This is a genomic window from Halomonas sp., assembly GCF_014859505.1.
Classification (GTDB): Bacteria; Pseudomonadota; Gammaproteobacteria; order Pseudomonadales; family Halomonadaceae; genus Halomonas.
Genome location: NZ_JACUUD010000008.1, coordinates 16,985 through 42,661, shown reverse-complemented (window position 1 = coordinate 42,661; position 25,677 = coordinate 16,985). Strand labels below are relative to the sequence as shown.

At 68.3% G+C, this 25,677-nt stretch carries 22 protein-coding genes; 7 read left to right on the top strand and 15 right to left on the bottom strand.

The window, feature by feature from the left end; all coding sequences use genetic code 11:
- Nucleotides 1–109: 109 nt before the first annotated feature.
- From IBX53_RS02395 to guaB, 4 genes are all read right to left on the bottom strand, one after another.
- On the bottom strand, nucleotides 110–259 hold the full coding sequence (locus IBX53_RS02395; protein ID WP_290904785.1) for a hypothetical protein: 150 nt from the start codon (nucleotides 257–259) through the stop codon (nucleotides 110–112).
- Between the two features lie 2 nt (nucleotides 260–261).
- Nucleotides 262–999, bottom strand: a complete 738-nt coding sequence (locus IBX53_RS02390; RefSeq protein WP_290904782.1) for a zeta toxin family protein — start codon at nucleotides 997–999, stop codon at nucleotides 262–264.
- A gap of 104 nt (nucleotides 1,000–1,103) precedes the next feature.
- Nucleotides 1,104–2,681: a glutamine-hydrolyzing GMP synthase gene (gene guaA, locus IBX53_RS02385; RefSeq protein ID WP_290904779.1), complete on the bottom strand. Its 1,578-nt coding sequence runs from the start codon at nucleotides 2,679–2,681 to the stop codon at nucleotides 1,104–1,106.
- Nucleotides 2,682–2,763: 82 nt separating this feature from the next.
- Nucleotides 2,764–4,233, bottom strand: coding sequence for an IMP dehydrogenase (guaB, locus tag IBX53_RS02380; RefSeq protein WP_290904776.1), 1,470 nt, complete (start codon nucleotides 4,231–4,233; stop codon nucleotides 2,764–2,766).
- A gap of 237 nt (nucleotides 4,234–4,470) precedes the next feature.
- Between guaB and IBX53_RS02375 the strand changes: the two genes are divergently transcribed.
- The 3 genes from IBX53_RS02375 to IBX53_RS02365 all read left to right on the top strand — a co-directional run bounded on the left by IBX53_RS02375 (nucleotide 4,471) and on the right by IBX53_RS02365 (nucleotide 7,338).
- Nucleotides 4,471–5,025, top strand: a complete 555-nt coding sequence (locus IBX53_RS02375; RefSeq protein ID WP_367171536.1) for a PRC-barrel domain-containing protein — start codon at nucleotides 4,471–4,473, stop codon at nucleotides 5,023–5,025.
- 160 nt (nucleotides 5,026–5,185) lie between these two features.
- Nucleotides 5,186–6,559: an exodeoxyribonuclease VII large subunit gene (gene xseA, locus IBX53_RS02370; protein WP_290904774.1), complete on the top strand. Its 1,374-nt coding sequence runs from the start codon at nucleotides 5,186–5,188 to the stop codon at nucleotides 6,557–6,559.
- A gap of 125 nt (nucleotides 6,560–6,684) precedes the next feature.
- The gene (locus tag IBX53_RS02365; protein ID WP_290904772.1) at nucleotides 6,685–7,338 is read left to right on the top strand and encodes a peroxiredoxin; all 654 of its coding nucleotides are present in this window, start codon (nucleotides 6,685–6,687) and stop codon (nucleotides 7,336–7,338) included.
- 69 nt (nucleotides 7,339–7,407) lie between these two features.
- Here IBX53_RS02365 and glrR read toward each other — a convergent pair whose 3' ends face one another.
- The 6 genes from glrR to IBX53_RS02335 form a co-directional block, all read right to left on the bottom strand.
- Nucleotides 7,408–8,736 (bottom strand): two-component system response regulator GlrR, encoded by a 1,329-nt coding sequence (gene glrR / locus IBX53_RS02360; RefSeq protein ID WP_290904833.1) that lies wholly within the window; start codon nucleotides 8,734–8,736, stop codon nucleotides 7,408–7,410.
- A 112-nt stretch (nucleotides 8,737–8,848) separates the two neighbouring features.
- Nucleotides 8,849–9,418: a hypothetical protein gene (locus tag IBX53_RS02355; RefSeq protein ID WP_290904770.1), complete on the bottom strand. Its 570-nt coding sequence runs from the start codon at nucleotides 9,416–9,418 to the stop codon at nucleotides 8,849–8,851.
- Between the two features lie 4 nt (nucleotides 9,419–9,422).
- The gene (locus IBX53_RS02350; protein ID WP_290904768.1) at nucleotides 9,423–10,913 is read right to left on the bottom strand and encodes a HAMP domain-containing sensor histidine kinase; all 1,491 of its coding nucleotides are present in this window, start codon (nucleotides 10,911–10,913) and stop codon (nucleotides 9,423–9,425) included.
- 900 nt (nucleotides 10,914–11,813) lie between these two features.
- Nucleotides 11,814–13,139, bottom strand: a complete 1,326-nt coding sequence (gene argA, locus IBX53_RS02345; protein WP_290904766.1) for an amino-acid N-acetyltransferase — start codon at nucleotides 13,137–13,139, stop codon at nucleotides 11,814–11,816.
- Between the two features lie 135 nt (nucleotides 13,140–13,274).
- Nucleotides 13,275–14,540 (bottom strand): inorganic phosphate transporter, encoded by a 1,266-nt coding sequence (locus IBX53_RS02340; RefSeq protein WP_290904764.1) that lies wholly within the window; start codon nucleotides 14,538–14,540, stop codon nucleotides 13,275–13,277.
- Nucleotides 14,541–14,617: 77 nt separating this feature from the next.
- Nucleotides 14,618–15,298 carry a TIGR00153 family protein gene (locus tag IBX53_RS02335; protein WP_290904762.1) on the bottom strand — a complete coding sequence of 227 codons (681 nt, stop codon included), beginning with the start codon at nucleotides 15,296–15,298 and terminating at the stop codon, nucleotides 14,618–14,620.
- A gap of 103 nt (nucleotides 15,299–15,401) precedes the next feature.
- On the opposite strand from IBX53_RS02335, the gene IBX53_RS02330 reads away from it, so the two are divergent.
- Together IBX53_RS02330 and IBX53_RS02325 are read left to right on the top strand one after the other, a co-directional pair.
- Nucleotides 15,402–16,265, top strand: a complete 864-nt coding sequence (locus IBX53_RS02330; protein WP_290904760.1) for a CYTH domain-containing protein — start codon at nucleotides 15,402–15,404, stop codon at nucleotides 16,263–16,265.
- Between the two features lie 35 nt (nucleotides 16,266–16,300).
- Complete coding sequence (locus IBX53_RS02325; protein WP_290904758.1) at nucleotides 16,301–17,245, top strand: ion transporter; 945 nt, start codon at nucleotides 16,301–16,303, stop codon at nucleotides 17,243–17,245.
- Between the two features lie 32 nt (nucleotides 17,246–17,277).
- On the opposite strand, the gene IBX53_RS02320 is transcribed toward IBX53_RS02325, so the two are convergent.
- The gene (locus IBX53_RS02320) at nucleotides 17,278–17,901 is read right to left on the bottom strand and encodes an L-threonylcarbamoyladenylate synthase (protein ID WP_290904756.1); all 624 of its coding nucleotides are present in this window, start codon (nucleotides 17,899–17,901) and stop codon (nucleotides 17,278–17,280) included.
- 42 nt (nucleotides 17,902–17,943) lie between these two features.
- The gene (locus tag IBX53_RS02315; RefSeq protein ID WP_290904752.1) at nucleotides 17,944–18,846 is read right to left on the bottom strand and encodes a PHP domain-containing protein; all 903 of its coding nucleotides are present in this window, start codon (nucleotides 18,844–18,846) and stop codon (nucleotides 17,944–17,946) included.
- Between the two features lie 115 nt (nucleotides 18,847–18,961).
- On the opposite strand from IBX53_RS02315, the gene IBX53_RS02310 reads away from it, so the two are divergent.
- Nucleotides 18,962–19,261, top strand: coding sequence for a YciI family protein (locus IBX53_RS02310; RefSeq protein WP_290904749.1), 300 nt, complete (start codon nucleotides 18,962–18,964; stop codon nucleotides 19,259–19,261).
- A gap of 172 nt (nucleotides 19,262–19,433) precedes the next feature.
- The gene (gene mnmC / locus IBX53_RS02305) at nucleotides 19,434–21,449 is read left to right on the top strand and encodes a bifunctional tRNA (5-methylaminomethyl-2-thiouridine)(34)-methyltransferase MnmD/FAD-dependent 5-carboxymethylaminomethyl-2-thiouridine(34) oxidoreductase MnmC (RefSeq protein WP_290904745.1); all 2,016 of its coding nucleotides are present in this window, start codon (nucleotides 19,434–19,436) and stop codon (nucleotides 21,447–21,449) included.
- On the opposite strand, the gene IBX53_RS02300 is transcribed toward mnmC, so the two are convergent.
- The 3 genes from IBX53_RS02300 to zipA form a co-directional block, all read right to left on the bottom strand.
- On the bottom strand, nucleotides 21,446–21,712 hold the full coding sequence (locus tag IBX53_RS02300) for a YheU family protein (RefSeq protein ID WP_290904742.1): 267 nt from the start codon (nucleotides 21,710–21,712) through the stop codon (nucleotides 21,446–21,448). The genes mnmC and IBX53_RS02300 overlap by 4 nt on opposite strands.
- The gene (ligA, locus tag IBX53_RS02295; protein ID WP_290904738.1) at nucleotides 21,709–23,784 is read right to left on the bottom strand and encodes an NAD-dependent DNA ligase LigA; all 2,076 of its coding nucleotides are present in this window, start codon (nucleotides 23,782–23,784) and stop codon (nucleotides 21,709–21,711) included. The genes IBX53_RS02300 and ligA overlap by 4 nt, the downstream gene beginning before the upstream one ends.
- 123 nt (nucleotides 23,785–23,907) lie before the next feature.
- Complete coding sequence (gene zipA, locus IBX53_RS02290; RefSeq protein ID WP_290904734.1) at nucleotides 23,908–25,539, bottom strand: cell division protein ZipA; 1,632 nt, start codon at nucleotides 25,537–25,539, stop codon at nucleotides 23,908–23,910.
- Nucleotides 25,540–25,677 lie beyond the last annotated feature (138 nt).

Genomic DNA, 25,677 nt, shown 5'->3' with positions numbered 1-25,677 from the left:
CGCCACATGGGCGGGTTTCCTGTCGGTCTTACGGCGCGGGATCACTCCCACTCGATGGTGGCCACTGCGCGCTGGGCAATCCACCGCACCCACCTTCGTCAGCCAGGCATCAGCACCCTTCCTTGGCCGCCTCCAGGACTCGCTTCTGGCGCGCAATGGCATTGCTGATGACCTTGGCACGCAGCGCCTGCTTCTGCTCATCGGAGGCATGCCGCTGAAAATGCGTGAGTGGAGTAGATTTCACCATTTTATGCTTCATGCTCAAACCCCCTCCGGGAGCAAGGCTTCCAGTTCATCTCGAGTGTAGCGCTCGGGTAGAAAACCATCAATCGACGCTATGTCAGTCTCCCATCGCTGGTTCGAGCCATCATTGTCCTTGATGATCATGTCCAGCGCCACTCGCCCACCATACTCCTGCTTGAGTTGCGTCACGACATCCTGAACGTCCAGGAACTGGCGGATGAAGCTCTCGCGGGGAATGTTGCGTCCTTCGACCTTCTCCCGACCGCACACAAACTGCCAGGCAAGCAGAGGGTTTTGATATACATAGAAAACTTGCACATCCCGCTGTCTGCGCAAGGAGCGAGCAATGTTCTTCCTCGCCACCTCGAGGCTGGCCAGGGTACCGTCCAGGATGAACGATTGCCGCTGCTTGAGCATAAGGTCATGAATCCGCTCTACCAGAAGGGATACCGCACTCTGAAACAGCCAAGAGTTGCTTCCTGTGTAGCCAGGAAGCTCCTCCCGCAGGTCATCGGGGTCGATGCGCAGGATGCCACCCAGGCCATCGCAACCTTCTGCCCTGAGCTCATCGATGGCCGCCACATACTCCTTTGAAACTTCGGTCTTGCCCGCGCCTGGTGATCCCGCCATGAAGATCGAGATCGGTCGTTCCTCGGCTGAGTAGCGCTCCAGGTTCGTTCTCTCCCGGGCAATACGCTGCCGATGGCTTCGGGCATAGGCCACTGCCTGGGCTATGAGCTCATCATCGCTGGCCATATCCGCTTCCTTGGGACCATGATTTCGCTCCCTCATCGAAAAGGCCACCTGACTGCATGGGTGGCCTCATCATTCCTAATGGCTGGCGCTGCGTCGCACCGTGATCACTCCCACTCGATGGTCGCCGGCGGCTTGCTCGAGACGTCGTAGGTGACGCGGGAGACGCCACTGATCTCGTTGATGATGCGGTTGGAGACCGTTTCAAGGAGCTCGTAGGGCAGGTGGGCCCAGCGGGCGGTCATGAAGTCGATGGTCTCCACGGCGCGCAGGGCGATGACCCACTCGTAGCGGCGGGCGTCGCCGACCACGCCGACGGACTTCACCGGCAGGAAGACGGCGAAGGCCTGGCTGGTCTTGTGGTACCAGCCGGAATTGTGCAGCTCCTCGATGAAGATGGCGTCGGCCTCGCGCAGGATGTCGGCATAGGCCTTCTTCACCTCGCCGAGGATGCGCACGCCCAGGCCCGGCCCCGGGAAGGGGTGGCGGTAGACCATGTCGTAGGGCAGGCCGAGTTCGACGCCGAGCTTGCGCACCTCGTCCTTGAAGAGCTCGCGCAGCGGCTCGACCAGCGTGAGCTTCATGGTCTCGGGCAGGCCGCCGACGTTGTGGTGTGACTTGATCACGTGGGCCTTGCCGGTCTTGGCGGCGGCCGACTCGATCACGTCCGGGTAGATGGTGCCCTGGGCCAGGAACTCCACGCCCTCGATCTTGGCCGCCTCGGCGTCGAAGACGTCGATGAAGGTGTTGCCGATGATCTTGCGCTTGAGCTCGGGGTCGGCCTCGCCCTCGAGCCGGGAGAGAAACAGATCCTCGGCGTCGACGCGGATCACCTTGACGCCCATGTGGCGAGCGAAGGTCTCCATTACCTGGTCGCCCTCGGCCTTGCGCAGCAGGCCATTGTCGACGAACACGCAGGTCAGCTGGTCGCCGATGGCCTTGTGCAGCAGGGCCGCCACCACCGAGGAGTCGACGCCGCCGGAGAGGCCCAGCAGCACGTGGCGGTCGCCCACCTGCTCGCGCACGCGATGGATCTGGTCCTCGATGATCTGGGCCGGGGTCCAGTTGCACTCGGCCTGGCAGATCTCGACCACGAAGTGCTCGAGGATGCGCTGGCCCTGGAGGGTGTGGGTCACCTCGGGGTGGAACTGCACCCCGTAGAAGCGCTTCTCCTCCCAGGCCATGGCGGCGATGGGGCAGCTCGGTGTGGAGGCCGTGACGGTGAAGGCGTCAGGCACCCGGGCCACCTTGTCACCATGGCTCATCCACACGTCCAGCAGGCCCTTGCCGGTGGCGTGGTCGATATGGTCGGAGATGTCGCGGAACAGCGCGGTCGGCTCGTCGACGCGTATCTGGGCGTAGCCGAACTCGCGGACGTGGGAGCCCTCCACGGCGCCGCCGAGCTGCTCGGCCATGGTCTGCATGCCATAGCAGATGCCCAGCACCGGCAGGCCCATCTCGAACACGCACTGGGGGGCGCGGGGCGAGCCCAGCTCGGTGACGGATTCCGGGCCGCCGGCGAGGATGATGCCGTTGGGGTTGTACTCGCGGATCTCGGCCTCGGTGATGTCGAAGGCACGGATCTCGGAGTAGACGCCGATCTCGCGCACGCGGCGGGCGATCAGCTGGGTGTACTGGGAGCCGAAGTCGAGGATCAGGATCTTGTGGGCGTGAATATCGGTCATGAAAGCATCTCGGTATGGCGGCAAGCCGGATCCAAAAGCGAGCGGCGGGGTTGCCCCCGCCGCGTCAGATCAGTGTGCGGGATCACCCGGCCCGGTAGTTCGGGGCTTCCTTGGTGATCTGCACGTCATGCACGTGGGACTCAGCGAATCCGGCCCCGGTGATCTGCACGAACTGCGGCTTGGTGCGCATCTCCTGGATGTCGCGGCAGCCGGTGTAGCCCATGGAGGCGCGCAGGCCGCCCATCATCTGGTGGACGATGGCGCTCATCATGCCCTTGTAGGGCACCCGGCCCTCGATGCCTTCCGGCACCAGCTTCTCGGCGCCGGCGTCCTTGTCCTGGAAGTAGCGGTCGGCGCTGCCCTGGCTCTGGGCCATGGCGCCCATGGAGCCCATGCCGCGGTAGGCCTTGTAGGTACGGCCCTGGAACAGTTCGACCTCGCCCGGGGCTTCCTCGGTGCCGGCCAGCAGGCCGCCGACCATCACCGCACTGGCACCGGCGGCGATCGCCTTGGCCAGGTCGCCGGAGAAGCGGATTCCGCCATCGGCGATCAGCGGGATATCGAAGGGCTCGAGGGCCGCGGCCACGTTGGCCACCGCGGTGATCTGCGGCACGCCCACGCCGGCGACAATGCGGGTGGTGCAGATGGAGCCGGGGCCGATGCCCACCTTGACGGCGTCGGCACCGGCCTCGGCGAGGTCACGCGCCGCCTCGACGGTGGCAATGTTGCCGCCAATCACCTGGATCTTCGGGAAAGCCTCCTTCACCCAGCGCACCCGGTCGATCACGCCCCTGGAGTGGCCATGGGCAGTATCGACCACTATCACGTCCACGCCGGCATCGGCCAGGGCGGCCACGCGATCCGGGGTCTCGGGGCCGGTGCCCACGGCGGCCCCGACCAGCAGGCGGCCATCGGCATCCTTGGCGGCCAGGGGGAAGGTGCGCGCCTTCTCGATGTCCTTGAAGGTGACGAGACCACGCAGGTGGAAACGGTCATCCACCACCAGCATCTTCTCGACGCGGTGCTCCTGCATCTTGCCCTTGATGACGGCGAGGTCGGTGCCCTCGGTCACCGTCACCAGACGCTCGCGTGGGGTCATGATGTCGGAGACGCTGTCACCGTGGTTAGGCTGGAAGCGCATGTCGCGCTCGGTGACGATGCCCACCAGGGTCTCGCCCTCGACCACCGGGAAGCCGCTGAAGCCATGCTCCTGGGCCATGGCCAGCAGGTCCTCCAGCTTGGCCTTCGGCCCTACGGTCACCGGGTCCTTGACGATCACGCTCTCGTGCTTCTTGACCTTGCGCACCTCGGCGGCCTGGTGGGGGATCGTCATGTTCTTGTGGATGATGCCGATACCGCCCTCCTGGGCCATGGCGATGGCCAGGCGGGCCTCGGTCACGGTATCCATGGCCGCGGAGACCAGGGGAATGTTGAGGAAGAGGTCGCGGGTCAGGCGGGTCCGAAGGCTGACGTCCTTGGGCAGGACCTCGGAGTAGCCGGGAACGAGCAGGACATCATCGAATGTAAGCGCTTCTTGGGCCATACGGAGCATAATCGGCAACACCCAGTGAGCTGGAGGGGAGAAAGAAGTTAATCTCCTATTATAGCGGCCAAGGGTAGGTGACGTCACGGGGTGATGGGGCCGCTCCGGAAGCGCCCGTGACATTAGAAAACCATTCATTACCCATGATTACGCCGGCTGCGCTAGGGTGGAGGTGAGCCCCTGCGGGGGCGTGACGCCATGAATAGGGAACCGATCAAGGGAAATGGCACGATCAAGGAGCGAACCATGAGCATGAAGAAGTCCACCCTGACCCTCGCCGTCGCCGCCCTGGCCGGCGGCCTCACCCTGGGCGCCCAGGCCCAGCCGGCCTACGAACCCCAGGGCCTCTACTCCGCCGAGGACATCCTCGACGCCGATGTCTACCTGACCAGCGACCCCGACGAGCGCGTCGGCGAGGTCGAGGACATTCTCTTCGACGAGGCGATGCAGGTGACCGCCCTGGTGATCGAGAGCGGCAGCGTGCTGGGCCTCGGCGGGCGCGACTTCATCGTCGAGTCGGGCCAGTTCACCCTTCTCACCCACTTTGATGACGACGGCGAGACCGAGCACCGCGTGATGCTGGAGGCCAGCGCCGAAGCGCTCGAGGGCTACCCCGTCTACAGCGATGACTGGTGGGAGCGGGCCCGCGAGCGCTCCCGCGAGGCCTGGCTGCAGACCCAGGAGGGCGCCGAGAGCGCCTGGGAGACCACCCAGGAAGGGGCCGAGCGCGCCTGGGAGACCACCCGCGAGAATGCTCAGCGCGCCTGGGAAGCCGCCCGTGATGCGGTGGGCGCCGACTGACTCGGCCCTGCCACCACCAACGACTGGACGATGCGCCGCCGGGCCCCGTGCCCGGCGGCGCTGTGTCAGGGGGGCGGCATGAGGGGGCCCCGACGCCAGGCGTCCATGGGGCCGTCGGCGCCATGGTAGGCTTGGGCCGTCAGCCCCAGGAGCCGAATCCATGACCGCCGCCCCCCATACCCTCTCCGTCAGCGAGGTCAACCGCCGCGTCCGCCAGACCCTGGAGCGGGATTTCGACGAACTGTGGGTGGAGGGCGAACTCTCCGGCGTGTCGCGGCCGAGCTCCGGCCATCTCTACTTCACTCTCAAGGACGACCAGGCCCAGCTGCGCTGCGCGCTATTTCGCACCCGTGCGCGCTTCGTGGCCGCCCCCATGCGCGACGGCGACCGGGTGCGGGTGCGTGGGCGGCTGTCGATCTTCGAGCCTCGCGGGGACTATCAGCTGATCGCCGAGGCCGTGCAGGCCGCCGGGGTCGGCGAACTGCTGGCCGCCTTCGAACGGCTCAAGGCGAAGCTCGCCGCCGAAGGGGTGTTCGCCAACGCCAGACCGCTGCCCTGCCCGCCCCGCCACCTGCTGGTGCTCACCTCCCCCACCGGCGCGGCGATCCGAGATGTGCTGGCAGTGCTGGCGGCGCGCTGGCCGCTGGTCCAGATCACCGTGATTCCGGTGCCGGTGCAGGGGCGCGAGGCGGCACCAGCGCTGATCGCGGCGCTGGGTCTGCTCAATCGACAGGCGGCGCTGGACCCGGCCCGGGACGCCATTCTGATCACCCGAGGCGGCGGCAGCCTGGAGGACCTGTGGGCCTTCAACGACGAGCACCTGGCCCGGGCGATCTTCCACTCGCGCCTGCCGGTGATGTCGGCGGTGGGCCACGAGGTGGACGTGACCCTGGCCGATTTCGCCGCCGACGCCCGTGCACCGACCCCCTCGGCCGCCGCCGAGCAGCTGGTGCCGGACCAGCGCGAGCTGGCCCGCCGCCTGGCAGCGCTGGAGACGCGCCTGGCCCGCACCGCCGAGGGGCGCCTGGAGCGCGAGGCCCAGCGGCTCGACCACCTGCGCGCCCGACTGCGCCACCCCGGCGAGGTGCTGGTGCGCCGCCGCGAGGCCCTGGGCCTGCTCCAGGGGCGACTGGATCGCGCCATGGCCGCGCGGCTCGAGACCGAGCGTCGCCACCAGCAGCAACTGGCGACCCGCCTGGCCGCGCACGGGCCGGCACGGCGCCTGACGGAGGCCAGCGAGCGCCTCGCGCGGGCCCAGGCGCGACTGCACGCCGCCATGCCCCGACAGCTGGCGAGCCACCGACAGCAGCTGGCGGCGGTGGTGCGAGAACTGCAGGCGGTCAGCCCCCTGGCCGTGCTGGGACGCGGCTACGCCATCCTGCAAGACGCCCGGGGGCAGGTGGTGAGGCGGGCGACGGACACCGCGCCGGGCCAGACGCTCAGCGCACGGCTCGGCGAGGGGATCCTCGACCTCAGGGTGGTCCGCGCCGACGCCTGCGACATCACGCCACAGGAGGAAATCTCCTCGAGGTGAGGGGTTCAAGGCACCGGCAGACCCGGATAGGCTTAGACTGACATCGAAACATTCGACCTGCCCCTGGATCCTGGCACCTCGCCAGGGCTCCCGGAGACCGGTCCCGCCCTGCAAGGAGTCACACCATGTCACTGCGTATCAATGATGTTGTCCCGGATTTCGAGGCCGATACCAGCCAGGGCCCGATCCGCTTCCACGAGTGGATCGGCGACAGCTGGGCCATCCTGTTCTCCCACCCCAAGGACTTCACGCCGGTCTGCACCACCGAGTTCGGCGCCGTGGCCAGGCTTGGCGCGGAGTGGAAGAAGCGCGGCACCAAGGTGATCGGCGTCTCGGTGGACGGCGTGGAGGAGCACAAGGGGTGGATCAGCGACATCGAGACCTACGCCGGCAGCGATGTCGAGTTCCCGATCATCGCCGACGAGGACCTGAAGGTCGCCAAGCTGTTCGACATGCTGCCCGCCGAAGCCTACCTGCCGGACGGCCGCACCCCGGCCGACAGCGCCACCGTGCGCACGGTGTTCATCATCGGCCCGGACAAGCAGCTCAAGCTCTCCATGACCTACCCGATGAACGTCGGCCGCAACTTCGGCGAGGTGCTGCGCGCCCTGGATGCCCTGCAGACCGCCAACGGCAAGGGAGTGGCCACTCCGGCAGACTGGACCCTGGGCGAGGACGTGATCATCCCGACGACGGTGTCCGATGCAGACGCCAAGGCCAAGTTCGGTGAGTTCGAGACCCTCTTCCCCTACCTGCGCCGCGCCAAGCTGCCCGAGTAAGGGCGCCGACGGTCCAGGCGATCCACCTGACGCCCCCTGCTTCGGCAGGGGGCGTCGTCGTTGCGTGGGTCAGGCGCCAGGCTTGAAGGCGCCGGGCTCCAGGTCGTGGCGACCCAGCAGCTTGTAGAAGTCGGTACGGTTGCGCCCGGCAATGCGCGCCGCCTGGGTGACGTTGCCCTCGGTGATCTTGAGCACCTTGATCAGGTAGCTGCGCTCGAAGGCGGCCCGGGCGTCATTGAAGGTGGGCAGGGCGCTGTCCTCGGCGATCAGGGCCTGGGACACCAGCGCCTCGGGAATCATCGCCGTGCTGGTCAGCGCCACGCACTGCTCCACCACATTGACCAGCTGGCGCACGTTGCCGGGCCAGGCGCTGGCGGCCAGCAGGTTGAGTGCCTCCGGCGAGAAGCCCTTCACGAAGGGCTTGTGACGCTCCGCCGCCTTGGCCACCAGGTGCTTGGCCAGCAGCGGGACGTCCTCGGCACGCTCCTTGAGGGCCGGCAGGCGCAGATTGACCACGTTGAGGCGGTAGTAAAGGTCCTCGCGAAACTCTCCCTCGCGCATGGCGCGGTCAAGGTCGCGGTGGGTGGCCGAGATGATGCGCACATCGATGGGGGTCGACTGGGTGGAGCCCAGCGGTCGGATCTGGCGCTCCTGCAGGGCGCGCAGCAGCTTCACCTGCAGCGGCAGCGGCATGTCGCCGATCTCGTCGAGGAACAGGGTGCCACCATCGGCGGCCTGAAACAGGCCCTTGTGCTCGCTCACCGCGCCGGTGAAGGCGCCCTTGGCGTGCCCGAACAGCTCGCTCTCCAGCAGCTGCTCCGGCAGCGCACCGCAGTTGATCGCCACGAAGGGCTTGTCGGCGCGGCGACTCACCCGGTGAATGGCATTGGCCAGCAGTTCCTTGCCGGAGCCGGACGCGCCGGTGACCAGCACGCTGACGTCGGAGCTGGCCACCATGCGCGCCTGCTCGAGAATCCGCTCCATCATCGGGCTGCGGGTGATGATCTCGGCACGCCAGGTGTCATCGCCTTCGAGGGCCGGCCCCGGAGCCTGGGCCAGCGCCTCATCGATGGCGGCGAACAGCTCGTCGCGGTCCACCGGCTTGGTGAGAAAGCTGAACACCCCCTGGCGGGTGGCGCTGACCGCATCGGGAATCGAGCCGTGGGCGGTGAGCAGGATCACCGGCAGCCCCGGCGCCTGGCGCTGCACCTCCTGGAACAGGGCCAGGCCGTCCATCTCGTCCATGCGCAGGTCGGTCAGCACCAGTTCCGGGCGATCGAGTTCCAGGGCCTTCAGCGCCTCGCGGCCACTCTCGGCGGTGGTGACCCGAAAGCCGCGGCTCTCGAGCCGCATGCCCAGCAGCTTGAGCAGGCTCACATCGTCATCCACCAGCAGGATATGCGGGCCGGTCGCGCCGCGCGGGCCCGACGCCGCACTGCCCGGCGTCCGGACGCCCTGGGCATGGGCCTGCAGGTGCAGGGAGGTCGCGTGCTTCACGGTCGTTCTCCTGTCAGTCGGTCTGCTGTCGCAGGTTGATGCTCTGCTCGATGGCGGTGAGCGCCTCGAGCTTCTCGGCCAGGGCGGCGTTCTCCTCTTCCAGCGCCGCGCGGCGTTGCTCGGTGCCGGCCAGCTCCCCCTGGGCACTCTCCAGACGACCAGCCATGGCACGGCGCCCCTCCAACTCGTTCAGCCAGTAGCGCAGTAGCGGCTGCAGCTCGGCTGGCGCCGCTGCCAGGTCGGCCTTGAAGAGCTCCGCCGCCTGGTCCCACTGGCGCTCGCTGCCCCAGGCCAGGGCCACGGCCCGCGCCAGGCGGCGCTCGACGGCGTTGCCCTGGAGCCGGGTAAGCATGGGGTCGCGCCAGGCGCGATCGCCTCGCTGGGAGGTCAGGCCGAAGGCCACCCAGTCGTAGAGCAGGCACGCCTCGTCGGCGAAGCTGGGAACCTCGGCCTGGCAGTTGCCGACCGCGGCCACCCCGCTGGTCGTTCGGCCGGTGGGCTGGTCGAAGGGTGACTCCGGCAGCAGCTCACAGCCAGCCAGCCAAAGGACGGTCGCGCAGGCCAGCAGGGGGCGATATCGCATGGCGTCAGTTCCTTGCATGGTGGCCCGCCTCCAGGGCGGGCATCCGGGAATCGGAAAGCTCGGCGTCAGGCACCCGCAGCGGCAGCGTCAGCCGGAAGCAGACCGCCAGCCGGGAATCCTCCACCAGCTCGAGCCGGCCATTCTGTAGCCGGGCGCAGTCGGCGGCCACCGAGAGGCCGATGCCGGAGCCCTTCAGTGGCCCCTTGCGCCGGATGCGGCCCTGGTAAAAGGCCTCGAACAGCCTCGGGCGGTCCTCCTCGGCGATGGGCTCACCGCTGTTGGCCACCTCCAGCTCCAGCAGGTCCCGGCGGCGCTGGGCGCGGATCTCCAGTTCGCCGCCATCCTCGCCGTAGGCGATGGCATTGGACACCAGGTTGTCGAGGATCCTCGCGGTGGCGATACGATCCAGCGACCACTCCAACGGGCCATCGAAGCAGGTCACCCGCATGCCCTTGGTGGTCAACGCCAGGCGGTGCTTGGCCAGCACCTCCCTTACCACGATGGCGATATCGAGACCCTCCGGGGCCACCTGCTGGCTGTGCTGCAGCAGGTTGTAGTCGAGCAGTTGCTCGATGATCCGTTGCAGTTCGGCACCGCTGGCATCGATCAGCTCGAGGACCTCGAGCTGGCGCGGGGTGAGCTCACCGGCCACGCCGTCGGCGAGCAGCGCCGACCCCTCGCGCACGCTGGCCAGGGGGGTCTTGAGTTCGTGGGACATATGGCGCAGGAACTGCTGCTTCTCGGCCTCGAGCTCATCCAGCCGGGAGGCGAGCCAGTCCAGGCGCTCGTCGAGCTGAACCAGCTCGGCCGGCCCCTGCACGGGCCGCGTCGCATCACGAGGGGCACCGCTGCCGATGCCGAGGATGCGCCGCTCCAGCTGGCGCACCGGACGAATGATCAACCAGGAGAAGAGCAGCATCAGCACGAGGCTCGACGAGACCAGCGCCGCGGTCTGCAGCCATAGCCGCGTCTGGACTGTCTCTGCTCGCTCGCGGATGGCCTCGATGCGGCTGTCGATGTGGCGGTTGGTGGCACGCCGGATCGCCTCGGTGCGCTCGGCGAAGGCGGGAAACAGCCCCAGCTGCTCGGTGAATGCCTCCAGGGGCAGGTCGGGCAGCTGCTCCAGCGCCTCCAGCTGGCGCTCCAGCACTGCCACATCGCGCTCCTCGCCGAGCAGCTCTCGCTGCTGCGCGAGAGTCGCCCGATACTCCTCGAGGCGCTCGGCGTAGATCTCGAGCAGGCTCTCCTGCTCTACCACGGCGTACTGGCGAGCGCTGCGCTCCATCTCCAGCGCCAGGGCGCCGAGGGTGCGAGCCCGGCGGGTCTCCTCCACCGCCTGGCGGGCGCTGACATCGGCCAGGCGCGACAGCTCCGAGAGCGCCTGGCCGGCCTGGAACATCAGCACGCCAAGCGGCAACATGACCACCAGGAAGGCGAGCAGGACGAGTTGAAACAGGGAGCGGGGGCGCCAGCGACGCGTCACACGGGTGGTCATGTCCAGCGTTCTTTGCAGGATGGTGCGTGGCAGAAAAGCAGGAGAAACCGCCATCATCTTGACCTGTAGGATACCAGAGTTCTGCCAGCCGACGCGGCACCGTGCTTCCGGCGACCACCCGACCCTGCGGCAGCGTGGCGGAAAAAAAAGGGCCGGCAGAGCCGGCCCAAGTACGCAGGGAACTGAAGGGGCTGGAAAGCGAGACGAGAGGCCGCCTGACCGGTACGCTCGATGCGCTTCCCATGGGCCCGAGGGCCCCGAAGCCATGGGGATCCATTCGCCGCCAGGGGCTGGCTCCTCATGTCGGTGGTCAACCATCGCCTGGTCACCGCCCTGCTTCGTTCCTGGCACCACCGCCTCGGCCGGACCGATGGCGATGCTGCGCGATTCGATCCCCCCGGAGGGGGGAGAGGCATCCTTGCCAGGGCATCCTTGCCCCTTGTGGTACACGTCCCTGACTGCGTCGGTACCCGTCTCATCGCAACCTAAGTCACACATCGCTAGGAGCAGACGCTGATCGCTTCGGTGGCCGGGCGCACAGGGCAGTGTTTGCCCGACACCCTTGGCGATCGAAGACGGTTCGAGCCGTTATGAACCGTCTCCGTTGCTCACCCAGATTATTGCGATCCGCGTGCCAGAAAAGGCATCAATGCTTACAAATCAATTAGTTAAAAATCAGGCGGCCGGCATGAAAGGGCCAGGAGGGACAAACAGGGCCGCCAGGAGGCTCTGGAGGGCAGTTTTCTGTTGCCAGTCGGCGACAGCTTTTTCCGGAAAGAAAAACAGACTTTTATAATCAACAGCTTGCGATGTCACTCTCTGGCGACAGCGAAAGCCGGGGCGACGCAGAAAGGCGACGCCCCGGCCTTCGAGCAGCGGTTCAACAGGGAAGATGGCCCCTCAGCCGCGCCCGGCGAGCAGCGGCTTGACCAGGATCTTGGACTTGCGGGCGTGGTTGTAGGCGTCGCGCTTGAGCGGCGGCAGCTCGTCGATATCGGCCAGGCAAAAGCCGTGCTCGAAGAACCAGTGGGTGGTGTGGGTGGTGAGGGCGAACAGAGAGGCCAGGCCGAGGCGACGGGCGCGCCGCTCGACCTCGGCCAGCAACAGCTCGCCGCGGCTGCCGCCGCGGTAGTCGCCGTGCACCGCCACGCAGGCCAGCTCCCCCATGTCGGCGGCGCTGAAGGTGTGCAGGGCGGCGCAGCCGATGATCATGCCGTCGCGCTCGATCACCAGATAGTCATCGATCTCGTGCTCGAGGCGCTCACGGGAGCGCGGCACCAGCATGCCGCGATGCTCCAGGGGCTCGAGCAGTTCCAGCAGGCCACCGATGTCGGCCAGCTCCGCCGGACGCAGCTGCTCGTAGCGATGCTGGGTGATCATGGTGCCCACCCCGTCGCGGGTGAACAGCTCGCCGAGCAGGGCGTCATGGTCGTGCCAGGAGAGCAGGTGGGTGCGCGCCACCCCGTGGCGGGCGGCCTGACAGGCGGCCTCCAGGTGGCGCGACAGCTCGCTGCCGGACGCCGCCTGGCCGAGCAGCGGCTCGGCTTCGGCCGGGGTCAGTTGCCGCTGCATCTGGCCGCTCTGATCGAACAGGCCACTGGCCTCGCCGAGCAGGATCAGCTTGTCGGCGCCCAGCGCCATGGCGGCGTGCTGGGCCACGTCGGAGGCGTTGAGGTCGAACACCTCGCCGGTGCTGGAGAAGCCCAGCGGCGGCAGCACCACCAGAGAGCCGCGCTCCAGCAGCCCCTTGATGGCCACGGCGCGCACCCGGCGCACCTCGCCGCTGCGGTAGAAGTCGACCCCGTCGCGGACCCCCAGCGGCTTGGCCATCACCAGGTTGCCGGAGACCGCGGTGAGCTCGACGCCGTGCATGGGCGTGTTGGGCAGACCCAGCGACAGCCGCGCCTCGAGCCACAGGCGCTGTTCGGCGGCGACCCGCTCGATGCAGGCCATCACCGCCCCGTCCGCCACCCAGCGCCCCTGGTGCAGGTCGGGCGCGATATCGGCCTCGTCCAGGGCCTGCTGCACCTGGGGGCGAATGCCGAACACCACGACCAGGCGCACGCCCAGGGTGTGAAGCAGCGCCAGGTCCTGGATCAGCTGCTCCCCTCGCCCACGCGCCATGGCCTCGCCCTCGATCAGGATGACGAAGGTACGCCCGCGGTGGGCATTGATATAGGGCGACGAGTTGCGGAACCAGTCGACGAAGGGGAAACGTGTGTCCAAGAACCTCTCTCCGGGGCGATGAATGCGGGGAAGCGAGAGTCGAGAATAGCAGAGCAGTGAAAGCCGCGGCACCGCCTCGGAAAGCGACCGGGCCCGCGACATCGCGGGCCCGATTCTGGCGCGGGGTGCCGGCGGCTAGCCGAAGATCCCCTTGAAGGTGAAGAAGAAGAGGATGGAGAGGCCGGCACCGGCCGGCAGGGTGATCAGCCAGGACATCACGATGGTGCCGATCACGCCCAGGTTGAGCGCCGCCATCCCGCGGGCCAGCCCCACGCCGAGGATCGCCCCCACCAGGGTGTGGGTGGTGGAGATCGGCAGCCCGGTGCCCGAGGCCAGCACCACGGTGGTGGCGGCGGCCAGGGTAGCGGCGAAGCCGCGGCTCGGGGTCAGCTCGGTGATGCCGGTGCCAACGGTGGCGATCACCTTGTGGCCGTAGGTGACCAGGCCGAAGACGATGCCGCCGCCGCCCAGCACCAGCACCCACCAGGGCACCAGGGCGGCGCTGTCGATGACGCCGTCGCTGCGCACCACGCTGATCACCGCGGCCAGCGGACCGACGGCGTTGGCCACGTCGTTGGAGCCGTGGGCGAAGGCCATGGCGCAGGCGGTGAAGATCATCAGCACGCCGAACACCCGCTCCACATTGCTGAAGCCGAATTGGTCATCGGCGCGGCGTTCGAAGACCACGCGCCGCTGCAACACGATGCCGATGCCCATGATGATCGCCCCGAACAGCAGGGCGAGCAGGAAGCTCTGGTTGAAGGTGAGATCCAGCCCCACATGGGTCAACCCCTTGGTCAGGGTCACCATGGCGACGATGAAGCCCACCAGAAAGACATAGACTGGCACGTAGCGCTTGGCCGCGGCGAAGGGCTCATGGGACTCGAAGATCAGGTGCTGCACCGACTTGAACAGCACGAAGGCGATGGTGCCGGCCAGCAGCGGCGAGATCAGCCAGCTCGAGGCGATGGTGCCCACCTTGCCCCAGGCCACCGCCTCCACGCCCAGGCCCACGGCGCCAAAGCCGACGATGGCCCCGACGATGGAGTGGGTGGTGGAGACCGGCCAGCCCTTGGCCGAGGCGATCAGCAGCCAGATGGCCGCCGCCAGCAGCGCCGAGAGCATGCCGTAGACCAGCAGCTGGGGGTTGGCCTCGAGCAGTGCCGGGTCGACGATGCCGCCGCGGATGGTCGAGGTGACCTCGCCGCCGGCCAGCCAGGCGCCGAGGAACTCGAAGATCACGGCGATGATGATCGCCTGCTTGATGGTGATGGCCTTCGAGCCCACCGAGGTGCCCATGGCGTTGGCCACGTCGTTGGCACCGACACCCCAGGCCATGAAGAAGCCGAAGAAGCAGGCCAGGATGATGAAGATTTCGCCGTGCTGCGCGATGATCGACATAGGGGATCCGTCCTATGTGGCTTGTCGGGAGTGGCGTGTCTGGACGGGGCTCGATATGGCCGAACCCCCGGGGGGGCTCAGCGAGCCGTGAGGATCTGCAGGCGGCTGCCGACGCGTTCGGCACGGTCGGAGAGCTCGCCGACCCAGTCGATGATCTTGTAGAGGAAGATCACGTCCACCGGCGGCAGGTCACTCTCCAGCGCGAAGAGCCGGCGGCGAATGTCCACCTGCTGGCCATCGGCCTGGTGCTCGAGCACGTCCAGCTGGCGGATCAGGCGATGCATCACGTCGGAGACGTTGCGCCCGAAGCCGGACTCGAGCAGGGTCTCGAGCTCCTCCATGGCTTGCCGTGACTGGGCCACGCAGGCGACCGAGGTCCGCATGTAGTCGCGCATGGGATCGGCCAGGGGCTCGGGTATCCGCATCTTGCGGCCGAGCATGATGCCGGTGATATCGCGCACCTTGTTGGCCATCTTGTCCTGAACGCTGATCAGCTCCAGCAGGTCGGTGCGCGAGACGGGCAGAAAGAGGGTGTTGGGCAGGTTGAGGCGCAGCTCGGTCTTGAGCTCGTCGGCCTCATGTTCCAAGCGTGTGATGGTCTCGCGAATCCTGGCGGCCTCGGCCCAGTCGTTGACCAGGGTAGCCTCGAAGAAGGGCAGCAGCTGGTCGGCACATTCCTGCGCCTTGACGATATGCGCCAGCAGCGGCTGGAATGGCGAGCGACCGAACATCGCAGAGAACGGGTTGGGAGTGACCATGGGATTCTGTCGACCAGGGAAATGGCGGCGACAGTATAGAGGCCACACCGGAGATCGTCATGAATAAATCATCCAGAATTCATCAAAATGAGGTGGCAATGCCATGAGTTGCGAGATCGAGCTGAAGCTTTCCCTGGGCCCGGAGGGTCCGACGGCGCTGCGCCGCCATCCGCTGCTGACATCGCTGCCGATGCAGGCATCCCACCTCGGCAACACCTACTTCGACACCCCCCAGGGTGACCTGGAGGCGGCCCGCATGGCGCTGCGCCTTCGACGGGTCGATGGCCGCCTGCTGCAGACGCTGAAGACACGCGGCGAGGGTGGCGGCGGGCTGTCGAAACGCGGCGAATGGGAGTGGGAGGTGCCCGGGCCGGGGCTGGATCTGGAAGGACTGGCGGACCTGCCTACGGCGACGCTCGGCCAGCAGGCGCTGGAACGGCTCGCCCCCCGCTTCACCACTGACTTCCATCGTGAGACCCGGATGCTCGACCACCGCGAGGCGCGCATCGAGGTGGCCCTGGACGAGGGGGAGATCCTGGCTGACGGCCGGCGGGTAGCCATCCGCGAGATGGAACTCGAACTCAAGGCCGGCGAACCCGAGGCCCTCTGGTCGCTGGCCGAGGCGCTGGCCGGCTCGGTGGCCCTGCGCCCCGCGGACACCAGCAAGGCCGCCCGAGGCGGCGCCCTGCTCGGCGCCTGGCGGCTGCCCGAGGGGGGCACGCCGAGCGCCTGGCTGCATCGTGCCGTCGTGGCGCTGGACGCCCTGGCCGACAGCGGCGATGACACCTGGCGCCACGCGGCCGCCGATGCCCTGGGTCGACTGGCCGAAGCGAGCGGCGACGACACCGGCGACACGGCCCGGGAGCTGGCCGAGGCGCTCTACAACCCGGCCTGGCTTACCCCGGCGTTTGGCCTGACCATGGTGCGCCTGGCCCGCCGCCTGCCCGCCGACCGGCCGCTGGGCTGACGGGCGGCAACCCCCTATCCCACAGGGAGAGCATGATGAATCTCGGATTCCACTCCGGCGGTGAAGGCCTGCGCACCCGCCTCTTCCAGATCATCTTCGAATCGGATACCCCCGCGGCCAAGGGCTTCGATATCGCCCTGATCGTGACGATACTCGCCAGCGTGCTGGTGGTGATGCTCGACAGCGTGGAGGCCTATGCGGCTCGCTGGGGCGAGCTCTTCTTCTGGCTGGAGTGGGGCTTCACCATCGCCTTCACCATCGAGCTCGCGGTGAGGCTCTACAGCCTGGAACGGCCACTCGACTACCTGAAGAGCTTCTACGGGGTCATCGACGTCATCGCCGTGCTGCCCACCTGGCTGGCGCTGATCATCCCCGGGGCCCAGGCCCTGCTGATCGTGCGAGTGCTCAGGGTGCTGCGCATCTTCCGCATCCTGCGGCTGATGCAGTTCGTCGGCGAGGGGCGGCTGCTGGTGGAATCGCTGCGCCGCGCCCTGCATCCCATCTTCCTGTTCCTGCTCACCGTGCTCTTCCTGGTGACCATCTTCGCCTCGCTGATCTACCTGATCGAGCCCGCCGAGGCCGGCTTCACCAGCATCCCCCAGGCCATCTACTGGGCAATCGTCACCCTGACCACCGTGGGCTACGGCGATATCGTGCCGGTCACCCCGCTGGGCCAGGGGCTCTCGGTCATGGTGATGCTCACCGGTTACTCGATCATCGTGGTACCCACCGGGGTGTTCTCGGCGGAGGTGATCCGTTCGGTCCGCCAGGAGCGCTACTCCGACCAGGCCTGCCCCGGCTGCGGCCACGACCAGCATGATCGGGCCGCGAAGTATTGCCTGAAGTGCGGCACCTGGCTCGACGAGGAGACACCCGACCCGCACCTCCCCGATGAGGAGCAGGAAGCCTGGTGGAGGGCCCGAGAGGCTGGGGGGAACGACAAGGACACGGACAAGCATGAGGAGACGCCGCCGGGCTGAGACGGCGGTGTCGGTCGCGGCGGCGCGGGTGCCTACTCGCGAAAGGGATCGACGTCGCCGCGCCCTTCGCGCAGGATCTTCGGCGGCAGCTCGCGCAGGTCGACCACGCTGGTGGGCTCGAGGTGGCAGGCGCCGCCGTCGATGATCAGGTCGAGGTGGGCCGCGAAGCGGTCGCGGATCTCCTCGGCATCGGTCATCGGCAGCTCCTCGTCCACCGGAATCAGGGTCACGCTCATTAGCGGCTCGCCCAGCGCCTCGAGCAGGGCGTGGGTGATGGCATGATCCGGCACCCGCACCCCGATGGAGCGGCGCTTGGGATGCAGCAGCAGCCGTGGCACCTCGTTGGTGGCCGTGAGAATGAAGGTGTAGGCACCCGGCGTATGAGCCTTGAGCAGCCGGAACACGGCGTTATCCACCTTGGCGTAGGTGCCAATCTCCGAGAGATCTGAGCAGACCAGGGTGAAGTTGTGCTTGTCGTCCAGCGAACGCAGCCACTTGATCTTCTCGACGGCCTTCTTGTCGCCGAGATGACAGCCCAGGGCATAGCCCGAGTCGGTGGGATAGGCCACCACCCCGCCGTCGCGGATGATCTGGATCGCCTGGTCGATCAGGCGCTTCTGGGGATTCTCGGGGTGAATCTGGAAGAACTGGCTCATGGTCAAGCTCCCTGTGAAATGGCCATGCGGTTCATGATGTGACTATAGCGCACCGACGCAAGCGGCAATCCTGGGGTGGGTCCACACCGGCGGCGTGGCGGTGCGCGGCACCGGGCTCATGCTGCCCGGCGCCAGGTGGCCGCCAGGAAAGTGGAAGTCGCTGCCCAGCGAGGCGTAGAGCTCCCGCTCCTGGAGCTGGCGGGCCAGGTCGCGGGTGGCATCGGGGTTCTGGAAGCCGCTGACCAGTTCGGCGGCCTGGCCCCCCGCCTCGCGGAAGGCATCCAGCAGCAGGCCGCGCTTGCGCCGGGTCAGGCCGTGGCGCAGCGGATGGGCCAGCACCGCCACGCCGCCCGCGGCGACGATCCAGGCCACCGCCTCGCTGAGCCCCGGCCAGTGGGACTTCACGTCCCCGGCCTTGCCATCCCCCAGGTGCTTCCTGAAGGCGGTGGCGACGTCGGGCACCAGGCCCGCCGCCACCAGCGCCCGGGCGAAATCGGGCCTGCCCAGGGGGCGCTCGCTGCCGGCCTGCTCCCGGGCCCTGGCCAGGGCATCGGCGAGGCCGATCTTCTCCAACCGCTCGGCGATCTTGTGCGCGCGCCGCTCGCGCGCCTCGGCCTGAGCCGCCAGCCCCTCGGCCAGGGGGCCGCGCACGCCCTCAGGCAGCAGCCCCACCACGTGGATGTTGTGGCCGCGCCACTGGGTGGAGAGCTCGGTGCCGGGGATGAGGGTGAGCCCCTCCCGCGCCGCGGCCGCCGCGGCCTCGGGCACCCCGGCCAGGGTGTCGTGGTCGGTCAGCGCGACATGGGTCAGCCCCCGCGCCTTGCACAGCGCGAGCAGCGCCTCGGGCGAGAGGGCGCCATCCGAGGCGGTGGAGTGCATGTGCAGGTCGATGGTCAGCGGTTCGGGGTCGCCCTCGAAACGGGCGGGAAGTGGGGACATTGGCATGACGCCGGCTGGGGACTTTGTCAGAATAGCTTTCCATGGTGCGCGCCAGGCCGTGCGCGGTCAATCGCAGGCGCATCCTGCAGCGCCAGCCATCCAACCCGAGGAAACCACTGCCATGCTCTACGCCATCATCAGTGAAGACGTGAACAACAGCCTGGAACGGCGCCTGGCCGCCCGCCCGGATCACCTGGCTCGCCTGGAGCTCCTGCGCGACGAGGGCCGCCTGGTGCTGGCCGGCCCCCACCCGGCCATCGACAGCGAGGACCCGGGCGAAGCGGGCTTCACCGGAAGTCTGGTGGTCGCCGAATTCGAGAGCCTCAAGGAGGCCCAGGCCTGGGCCGACGCCGACCCCTACATGATCGCCGGGGTCTACGCCAGGGTCACGGTGAAGCCGTTCAAGAAAGTGATGCCCTGACCCTCGCCCCACTCGCCAGCCTGTCCACAGCCGAGTTTTGCACAGAGGCTGTGGATAAGACTGTTGAAACGCCGCGGACGCTTTTCCCCAGCCGGCATGGGGCGCCGCCGCGGCGCCATTGATCAGATAGTGACCAGCCCTCTCCCCTGACCATTCCCGCCATGGAGCCCCCGTGACCGCCGCCCCCGATGGCCTGCCCCCGCTCGCCGCCCTGGAGACCGCCCGCCTCGACTGGCAGCGCGATGACACCGGCGAGGAGGCCCCCCGCTCCGCCGACTTCGACGACGTCTACTTCTCGCGCCACGACGGCCGCGCCGAGACCGAGCATGTCTTCCTCGGCGGCAACCGGCTGCCGGAACGCTTCGCCGGCTGGCAGGAACGGCGCCCCTTCGTGATCGGTGAGACCGGCTTCGGCACCGGGCTCAACATGCTGTGCGCCTGGGCCTGCTTCGATGCCCATGCCCCGGCACGGGCGCGGCTGCACCTGGTCTCCACCGAAAAGTACCCGCTGGGCCGCGAGGACCTCGCCCGGGCCCTGGCCATCTGGCCCGACCTGGCCAGCCTCGCCGAGGCGCTGGTGGCCCAGTGGCCCGAGCCGGTGGCGGGGGTGCATCGGCTATGGCTAGACCCGCGGGTCACCCTGGACCTGCACTTCGGCGATGCCGCCGAGCGCCTCTCCCTGCTCGATGGCCAGGTCGACGCCTGGTTCCTGGACGGTTTCGCTCCCTCGAAGAATCCCCAGATGTGGCAGGCCGACCTGTTCGCGGCCATGGCCGCGCGCTCGCGCCCCGGCGCCACCTTCGCCACCTTCACCTGCGCCGGGGTGGTCAAGCGCGGCCTCAAGGCGGCCGGGTTCGCCTGGCGCAAGGTGCCGGGGTTCGGTCGCAAGCGCGAGATGCTGACCGGCGGGATCGCCGCGCCGCCCGAGGATGGGCGACGCACCGCCACCCCCTGGTTCGCGCCGCCCGCGGCTCGGCCGGTGCGCCATGTGGCGGTGATCGGCGCCGGCATCGCCGGCGCCAGCGTGGCCGGCGCCCTGGCCGAGCGCGGCGTGGCAGTGACCCTGCTCGACCGCGAGGGTCCCGGGGCCGCTGGCTCCGGCAACGCCCAGGGGGCGCTCTACGTCAAGCTTGCCGCCGAGACCAACCCACAGAGCCGTGTCTATCTCGCTGGGCTGCTCCACAGCCGGCGCTGGCTGGCCCGCCTCGACCCGGGCCAGTTCCTGTGGTCGCCCAGCGGCGTGCTGCAGCTCGCGCTCGGCAAGAAGGAGCCGGCGCGCCAGGCGCGCTTCCTGGCACGCCATCCGCTGCCGTCAGGCGTGGTGGAGGGGGTCAGCGCCGAGCAGGCGGCCGAGCGTGCGGGCGTCGAGACCGGGGCACCGGCCCTGGACTACCCCGATGCCGGCTGGGTGCGGCCGGATGCCCTCTGCCGGCGGCTCGCCGAGACGCCCGGCATCCTCCTTCGCCGGGCCGAGGTGACCCGCCTGGAGACCGGGCTCAACGGCTGGCGCCTGCTGCTCGGCGACGGCACAACGCTCGAAGCCGACCAGGTGGTGATTGCCACGGCGGCACTGGCCAACCGCTTCGCCCAGACGGCGCGGCTCCCCCTGCAGCCAGTGCGCGGCCAGGTGAGCCGAGTACGCCTGCCGCCGCACGCCCCGGACCTCGGCCGGGTGGTCTGCGCCAGCGGCTATGTGCCGCCGGCACTGGACGGCTGGCTCACCTTCGGCGCCACCTTCTCCCCCAATGACGCCGACGGCGAGGTGCGCGAAAGCGACCATGCCGCCAACCTGGCCGAGTTCGCGCGCACCCTGCCTGCCTACATGGCGGCGCTGCGCGAGGCAGGCGCTGACCTCACACCGGGTGGCCTCGAGGGCCGCGCCGGGGTGCGAGCGGCAAGCCCGGACAAGACCCCCTACGCCGGCCCGGTCCCCGATGCCGAGGCGTGGCGGGAGGCCTACGCAGGGCTGGCCAGGAACGCGACGCGCATTCCCGACATCCCCGGCCGCCACCATGCCGGGCTCTGGATCAGTGCCGCCCACGGCTCACGTGGCCTGGCCAGCGCCCCGCTCTGCGCGGAGCTTATCGCCTCGCGGATCTGCGACGAGCCGCTGCCCCTGGAGCAGCCGCTCGCCGACCACCTGCATCCCGGCCGGCGGCTGATCCGCGACCTGATCAGAGGAAACTAACCCTCCTCGTCATCGGCCAGGTCCCGCCCGAAGGCCCGCCACTGGGCCAGGGTCATCACCTCGGTGGTCTCGGTCTGCAGGTCGTGGGCGATGATCAGCTCGTCGCGCCCGAGCTGGCGCCGGAGTTCCCCCACCCAGCCGCGCATCCCCTCGCCCGTGTCGGAGGTGTCATAGCCCTGGCGGGTGACGAAGGCCTCCAGCAGGGCCTCCAGGGTCTCGGCGGGAAGCATCCGCCAGGGCACCTCGATAAAGCGTCCGCTCATGCCTCGCCCTTCTCGTCGTCACCCTGGTGCATGTCGCTATCGCCCGCCTCCCAGGCGGCCAATCTCTCGAGGAAGGCCGCCTCGTCGAGCACCGGCACGCCGAGCTGCATGGCCTTCTCCAGCTTGCTGCCGGCGGCCTCGCCGGCCACCAGCCCGGCGGTGTTCTTCGAGACGCTGCCGGAGACCTTGGCGCCCAGCGCCTGCAGGCGCGCCTTGCCCTGATCGCGGGTCATGCTCGCAAGGGTGCCGGTGAGTACCCAGGTCTGCCCGGCCAGCGGCTGCGGCCGCTCGCCCACGGCCTCCTCCTCCCAGCGCAGGCCGCAGGCGATCAGGTCGTCGATGGTCTCGCGGTTGTGGGGCTGACGAAAGAAGGTGTGCACATGGGCCGCCACGATGGGCCCCACGTCCTCCACCGCCTCGAGATCGCTCAGTTCGGCACTCATCAGCGCCTCCAGGGTGCCGAAGTGGCGTGCCAGATTGGCCGCCGTGGCCTCCCCCACCTCGCGGATGCCCAACGCATAGACGAAGCGCGCCAGGGTCGTGGCCCGGGCCTTCGTCAGGGCCGCCACCAGATTCTCCGAGGACTTCTGCCCCATGCGCGGCAGTTCGGCCAGCCGCTCGGCCTCCAGGCGGAAGAGGTCCGCCGGCGTGGTGACCCAATCGCGCTCGACCAGCGCCTCGATCAGCTTCTCGCCGAGGCCATCGATATCCAGCGCCCGTCGCGAGGCGAAATGCTTGAGCGCCTCCTTGCGCTGGGCGGGACAGTAGAGCCCGCCGGAGCAGCGCGCCACCACCTCGCCCTCCAGGCGCTCGATCTCGGCGTCACACACCGGGCAGCGCTCGGGAAAGACGATCTCCCGGGCGTCTGACGGGCGCAGTTCCTCCATCACCCGTACCACCTGGGGAATCACGTCGCCGGCGCGGCGGATGGCCACGGTGTCACCGATCATGACGCCGAGCCGGCGGATCTCGTCGGCGTTGTGCAGGGTGGCATTGGAGACCGTGACGCCGGCCACCGAGACCGGCTCCAGGCGCGCCACCGGGGTGATGGCGCCGGTGCGCCCCACCTGGAACTCCACGTCATTGAGCCGGGTGGTCTCCTCCTGGGCAGGGAACTTGAAGGCGATGGCCCAGCGCGGCGCCCGGGCGACGAAGCCCAGCTCGCGCTGCAGGCGCAAGTCGTCGACCTTGATCACCACCCCGTCGATGTCATAGCCAAGGCCGTCGCGCTTCTCCCCCAGGGTGCGACAGTAGTCGATCATTCCCCGGCTGCCGGTCACCACCCGGAGCTCGCCGCTGGTGCGGAAGCCGAACTGGCCCAGGTGCGCCATCAGGGCACTGTGGGTAGGGTCGCCCGGGGCGGGCTCGATACGCGCCACCTGGTAGGCGCTGAACGCCAGCGGTCGGGTGGCGGTGACCCGGGGGTCGAGCTGTCGCAGGCTGCCGGCAGCGGCGTTGCGCGGGTTGGCGAAGACCTTGGTGTCCTCCTGTCGGGCGCGCTCGTTCATCGCCTCGAAGCCGGCATGGCCCATGATCACCTCGCCGCGCACCTCCAGCAGGTCGGGCCAGTCCTCGCCGCGCAGCCTCAGCGGGATCGACTTCAGGGTCCTGAGATTCGAGGTGATCCCCTCGCCGGTGCGTCCGTCCCCGCGGGTGGCCCCGCTCACCAGCACGCCCGCCTCGTAGACCAGCGACACCGCGGCGCCGTCGAGCTTGGGCTCGCAGCAGAAGGCCAGCGACTCGCCGTCCACCTCCAGGCGGTCGCTGACGCGCTTGACGAAGGCGGTCAGCTCCTCCTCGCTGAAGGCGTTGTCCAGGGACAGCATGGGCACGGCGTGCTGGATCTCGGGGAAGCCCGCGTCCGGCGGCGCCCCGACCCGCTGGGTGGGCGAGTCCGGGATGACCAGCTCGGGGTGGGCGTCCTCGAGCGCCTGCAGTCGACGCAGCCGACGATCATAGTCGGCGTCAGTGAGGGTCGGGTCGTCGAGGACGTAGTAGCGGTAGTTGGCGTCGTCGAGTTCGGCGCGCAGGCGCACGACCTCGTCGAGGATCTGCTGGTCGGGCTGACTCATGGTGTCCCTGGTCCGGTATCACGAAGGCCAAGCTATTCTCGCATACCCGCGTTTCCTGCACCCCATAAAGGAACAACCCCATGAATTCATGGGGTTGTTCCTCTTCAAGCTCCCAGCCCGGGACTAGTTCACCTGATAGCGGTGCAGCCGATGGCGACGCACGAACTCCTGCACACGCTGGCGGGCAAACTCCACGGTCTGGGCGGTCATCACGCTGTGATTCTCGTCCTTCAGCTCACCACCCAGGTGGCGAACGATCACCATGGCGGTCTCCACCATGGCTTCGAAGGCCGCGGAGGGGTCCTCGGCGCCGGGCAGTGGCATCAGCAGGGTGATTCCCGGGGTACGGAATTCGTCCATGGACGCGATAGGGAAGCTACCGGGCTTGACCACGTTGACCATGGAGAACTGCAGGCGGCTCTCCGGATCCTCGGTCTCGAAGCGGTGGAAGACCCCCATGTCGCGATCGTAGCGCAGGCCACACGCCAGCATCAGGTCGAGCAGGGCAGCGCCGGAGAACCCTTCTTCATCGCGAGACATCACGCTGATCACGATGAGCTCGCTGGCAGCCCCCAGGGTCTCACGGGCATGCGCGGCGCTGACGTCATGGCGCAGGGCCCTCTCCAGGACCGGATGCACGCGAACCTTGCCGCTGTTCATGGCGGGTTCCAGTTCAGGCTCCGGCTCGAAGACGTCATCCGGACAGGACCCATCGTACTCGGCGTACGCCGATTCGGACAGGCGAGTGCGGGGCGGCGCGAAGAGCGGATCGTTGTCGTCGGCCTCGGCAAGGGCCTGTGCCTCGAGGCGACGGCGCTCGGCTTCCCGGGTCGCCTGTTCCGCCTCGGCCTGCTCCCGGGCCAGGCGCTGACGCTCGGCGTCCAGTGCGGCCTTCTCGGCCTTCTCCTTCTCGCGGCGTGCCTTCTCGAGGCGCTTCTGTTCCCGACGCTCGGCCAGGGTCTTCTGCAGGGAAGCACCGAAACGCTGGACAGACGCCCCGACCCGCTTCGAACCGCTCTTGAAGGAGTCGCCCATGCCCTCCAGATCCACCAGACGATAGTGCTCGTCATCATGATGGGGGTGGATATCATGATCCTTCGGATCAGCCGCCAACGGCGCATCGGCGCCCACCGCCTGGTCAGACTCATCGTCCAGCGCGGAGAGACTGGGCTCACGGCGATCGGTCGCCTGCTGATCGGGCTCGGTCTGAACGGATTCGGTCTGAGCGAGCTCCGCCGAGGCGGGCGCCATTGACACCGCGCTCCGGTCAGACTCCGTCTTGCCGGTCTTGGCAACCGTATCCTGCAATGGCCGGCGAGCGGTCGCCACGCTCTCGGGTATGGGCACGTGGTTCTCGGCACGAGGCCCGGCGGATGCCGTTGCTGCGGCATCTTTTTTTACTGCTGATGAGCTTTCTGCTGCACCTTCCGTATCGCTGGCACGAAACCTGTCGGCCTGTCGGCGGAAGCCGGCCAGCACCCGAGAGGGTCCAGGATGCTCCTGGCGCTCCAGCTTCGGTTTGGGTTGCACACGGCTGTAATCCGCGGGCCTGACGACTCGCGCCCCTCCGTTGGGCAGTTCCCAGTTGATCTCGGCCTCGCGGGCCTGCTCGTCGGGGTCGGTGCTCCGGGTGTCCTCCTTCACCTCATCGAGGCGGGGAACTCGCCGCTGGCGCTGAAGGCGACGCACCCCATCCACCACGATGAGGGTCACCAGCGCCAACCCCAGGATGATCAGCCACTCTCTAAGTTCCATGGGTCGTCAGCCTTTCGCTTAGGCGCCATGCCTGATGGTTGTCCGTCACTAGCATAGCGCGATCGCCAAAAAAGGGGCCACTTTTTTTGTTTGTCAACCCTCGGGGATTTCCTGCCCCGAGTCGACGATGCCCCGCGC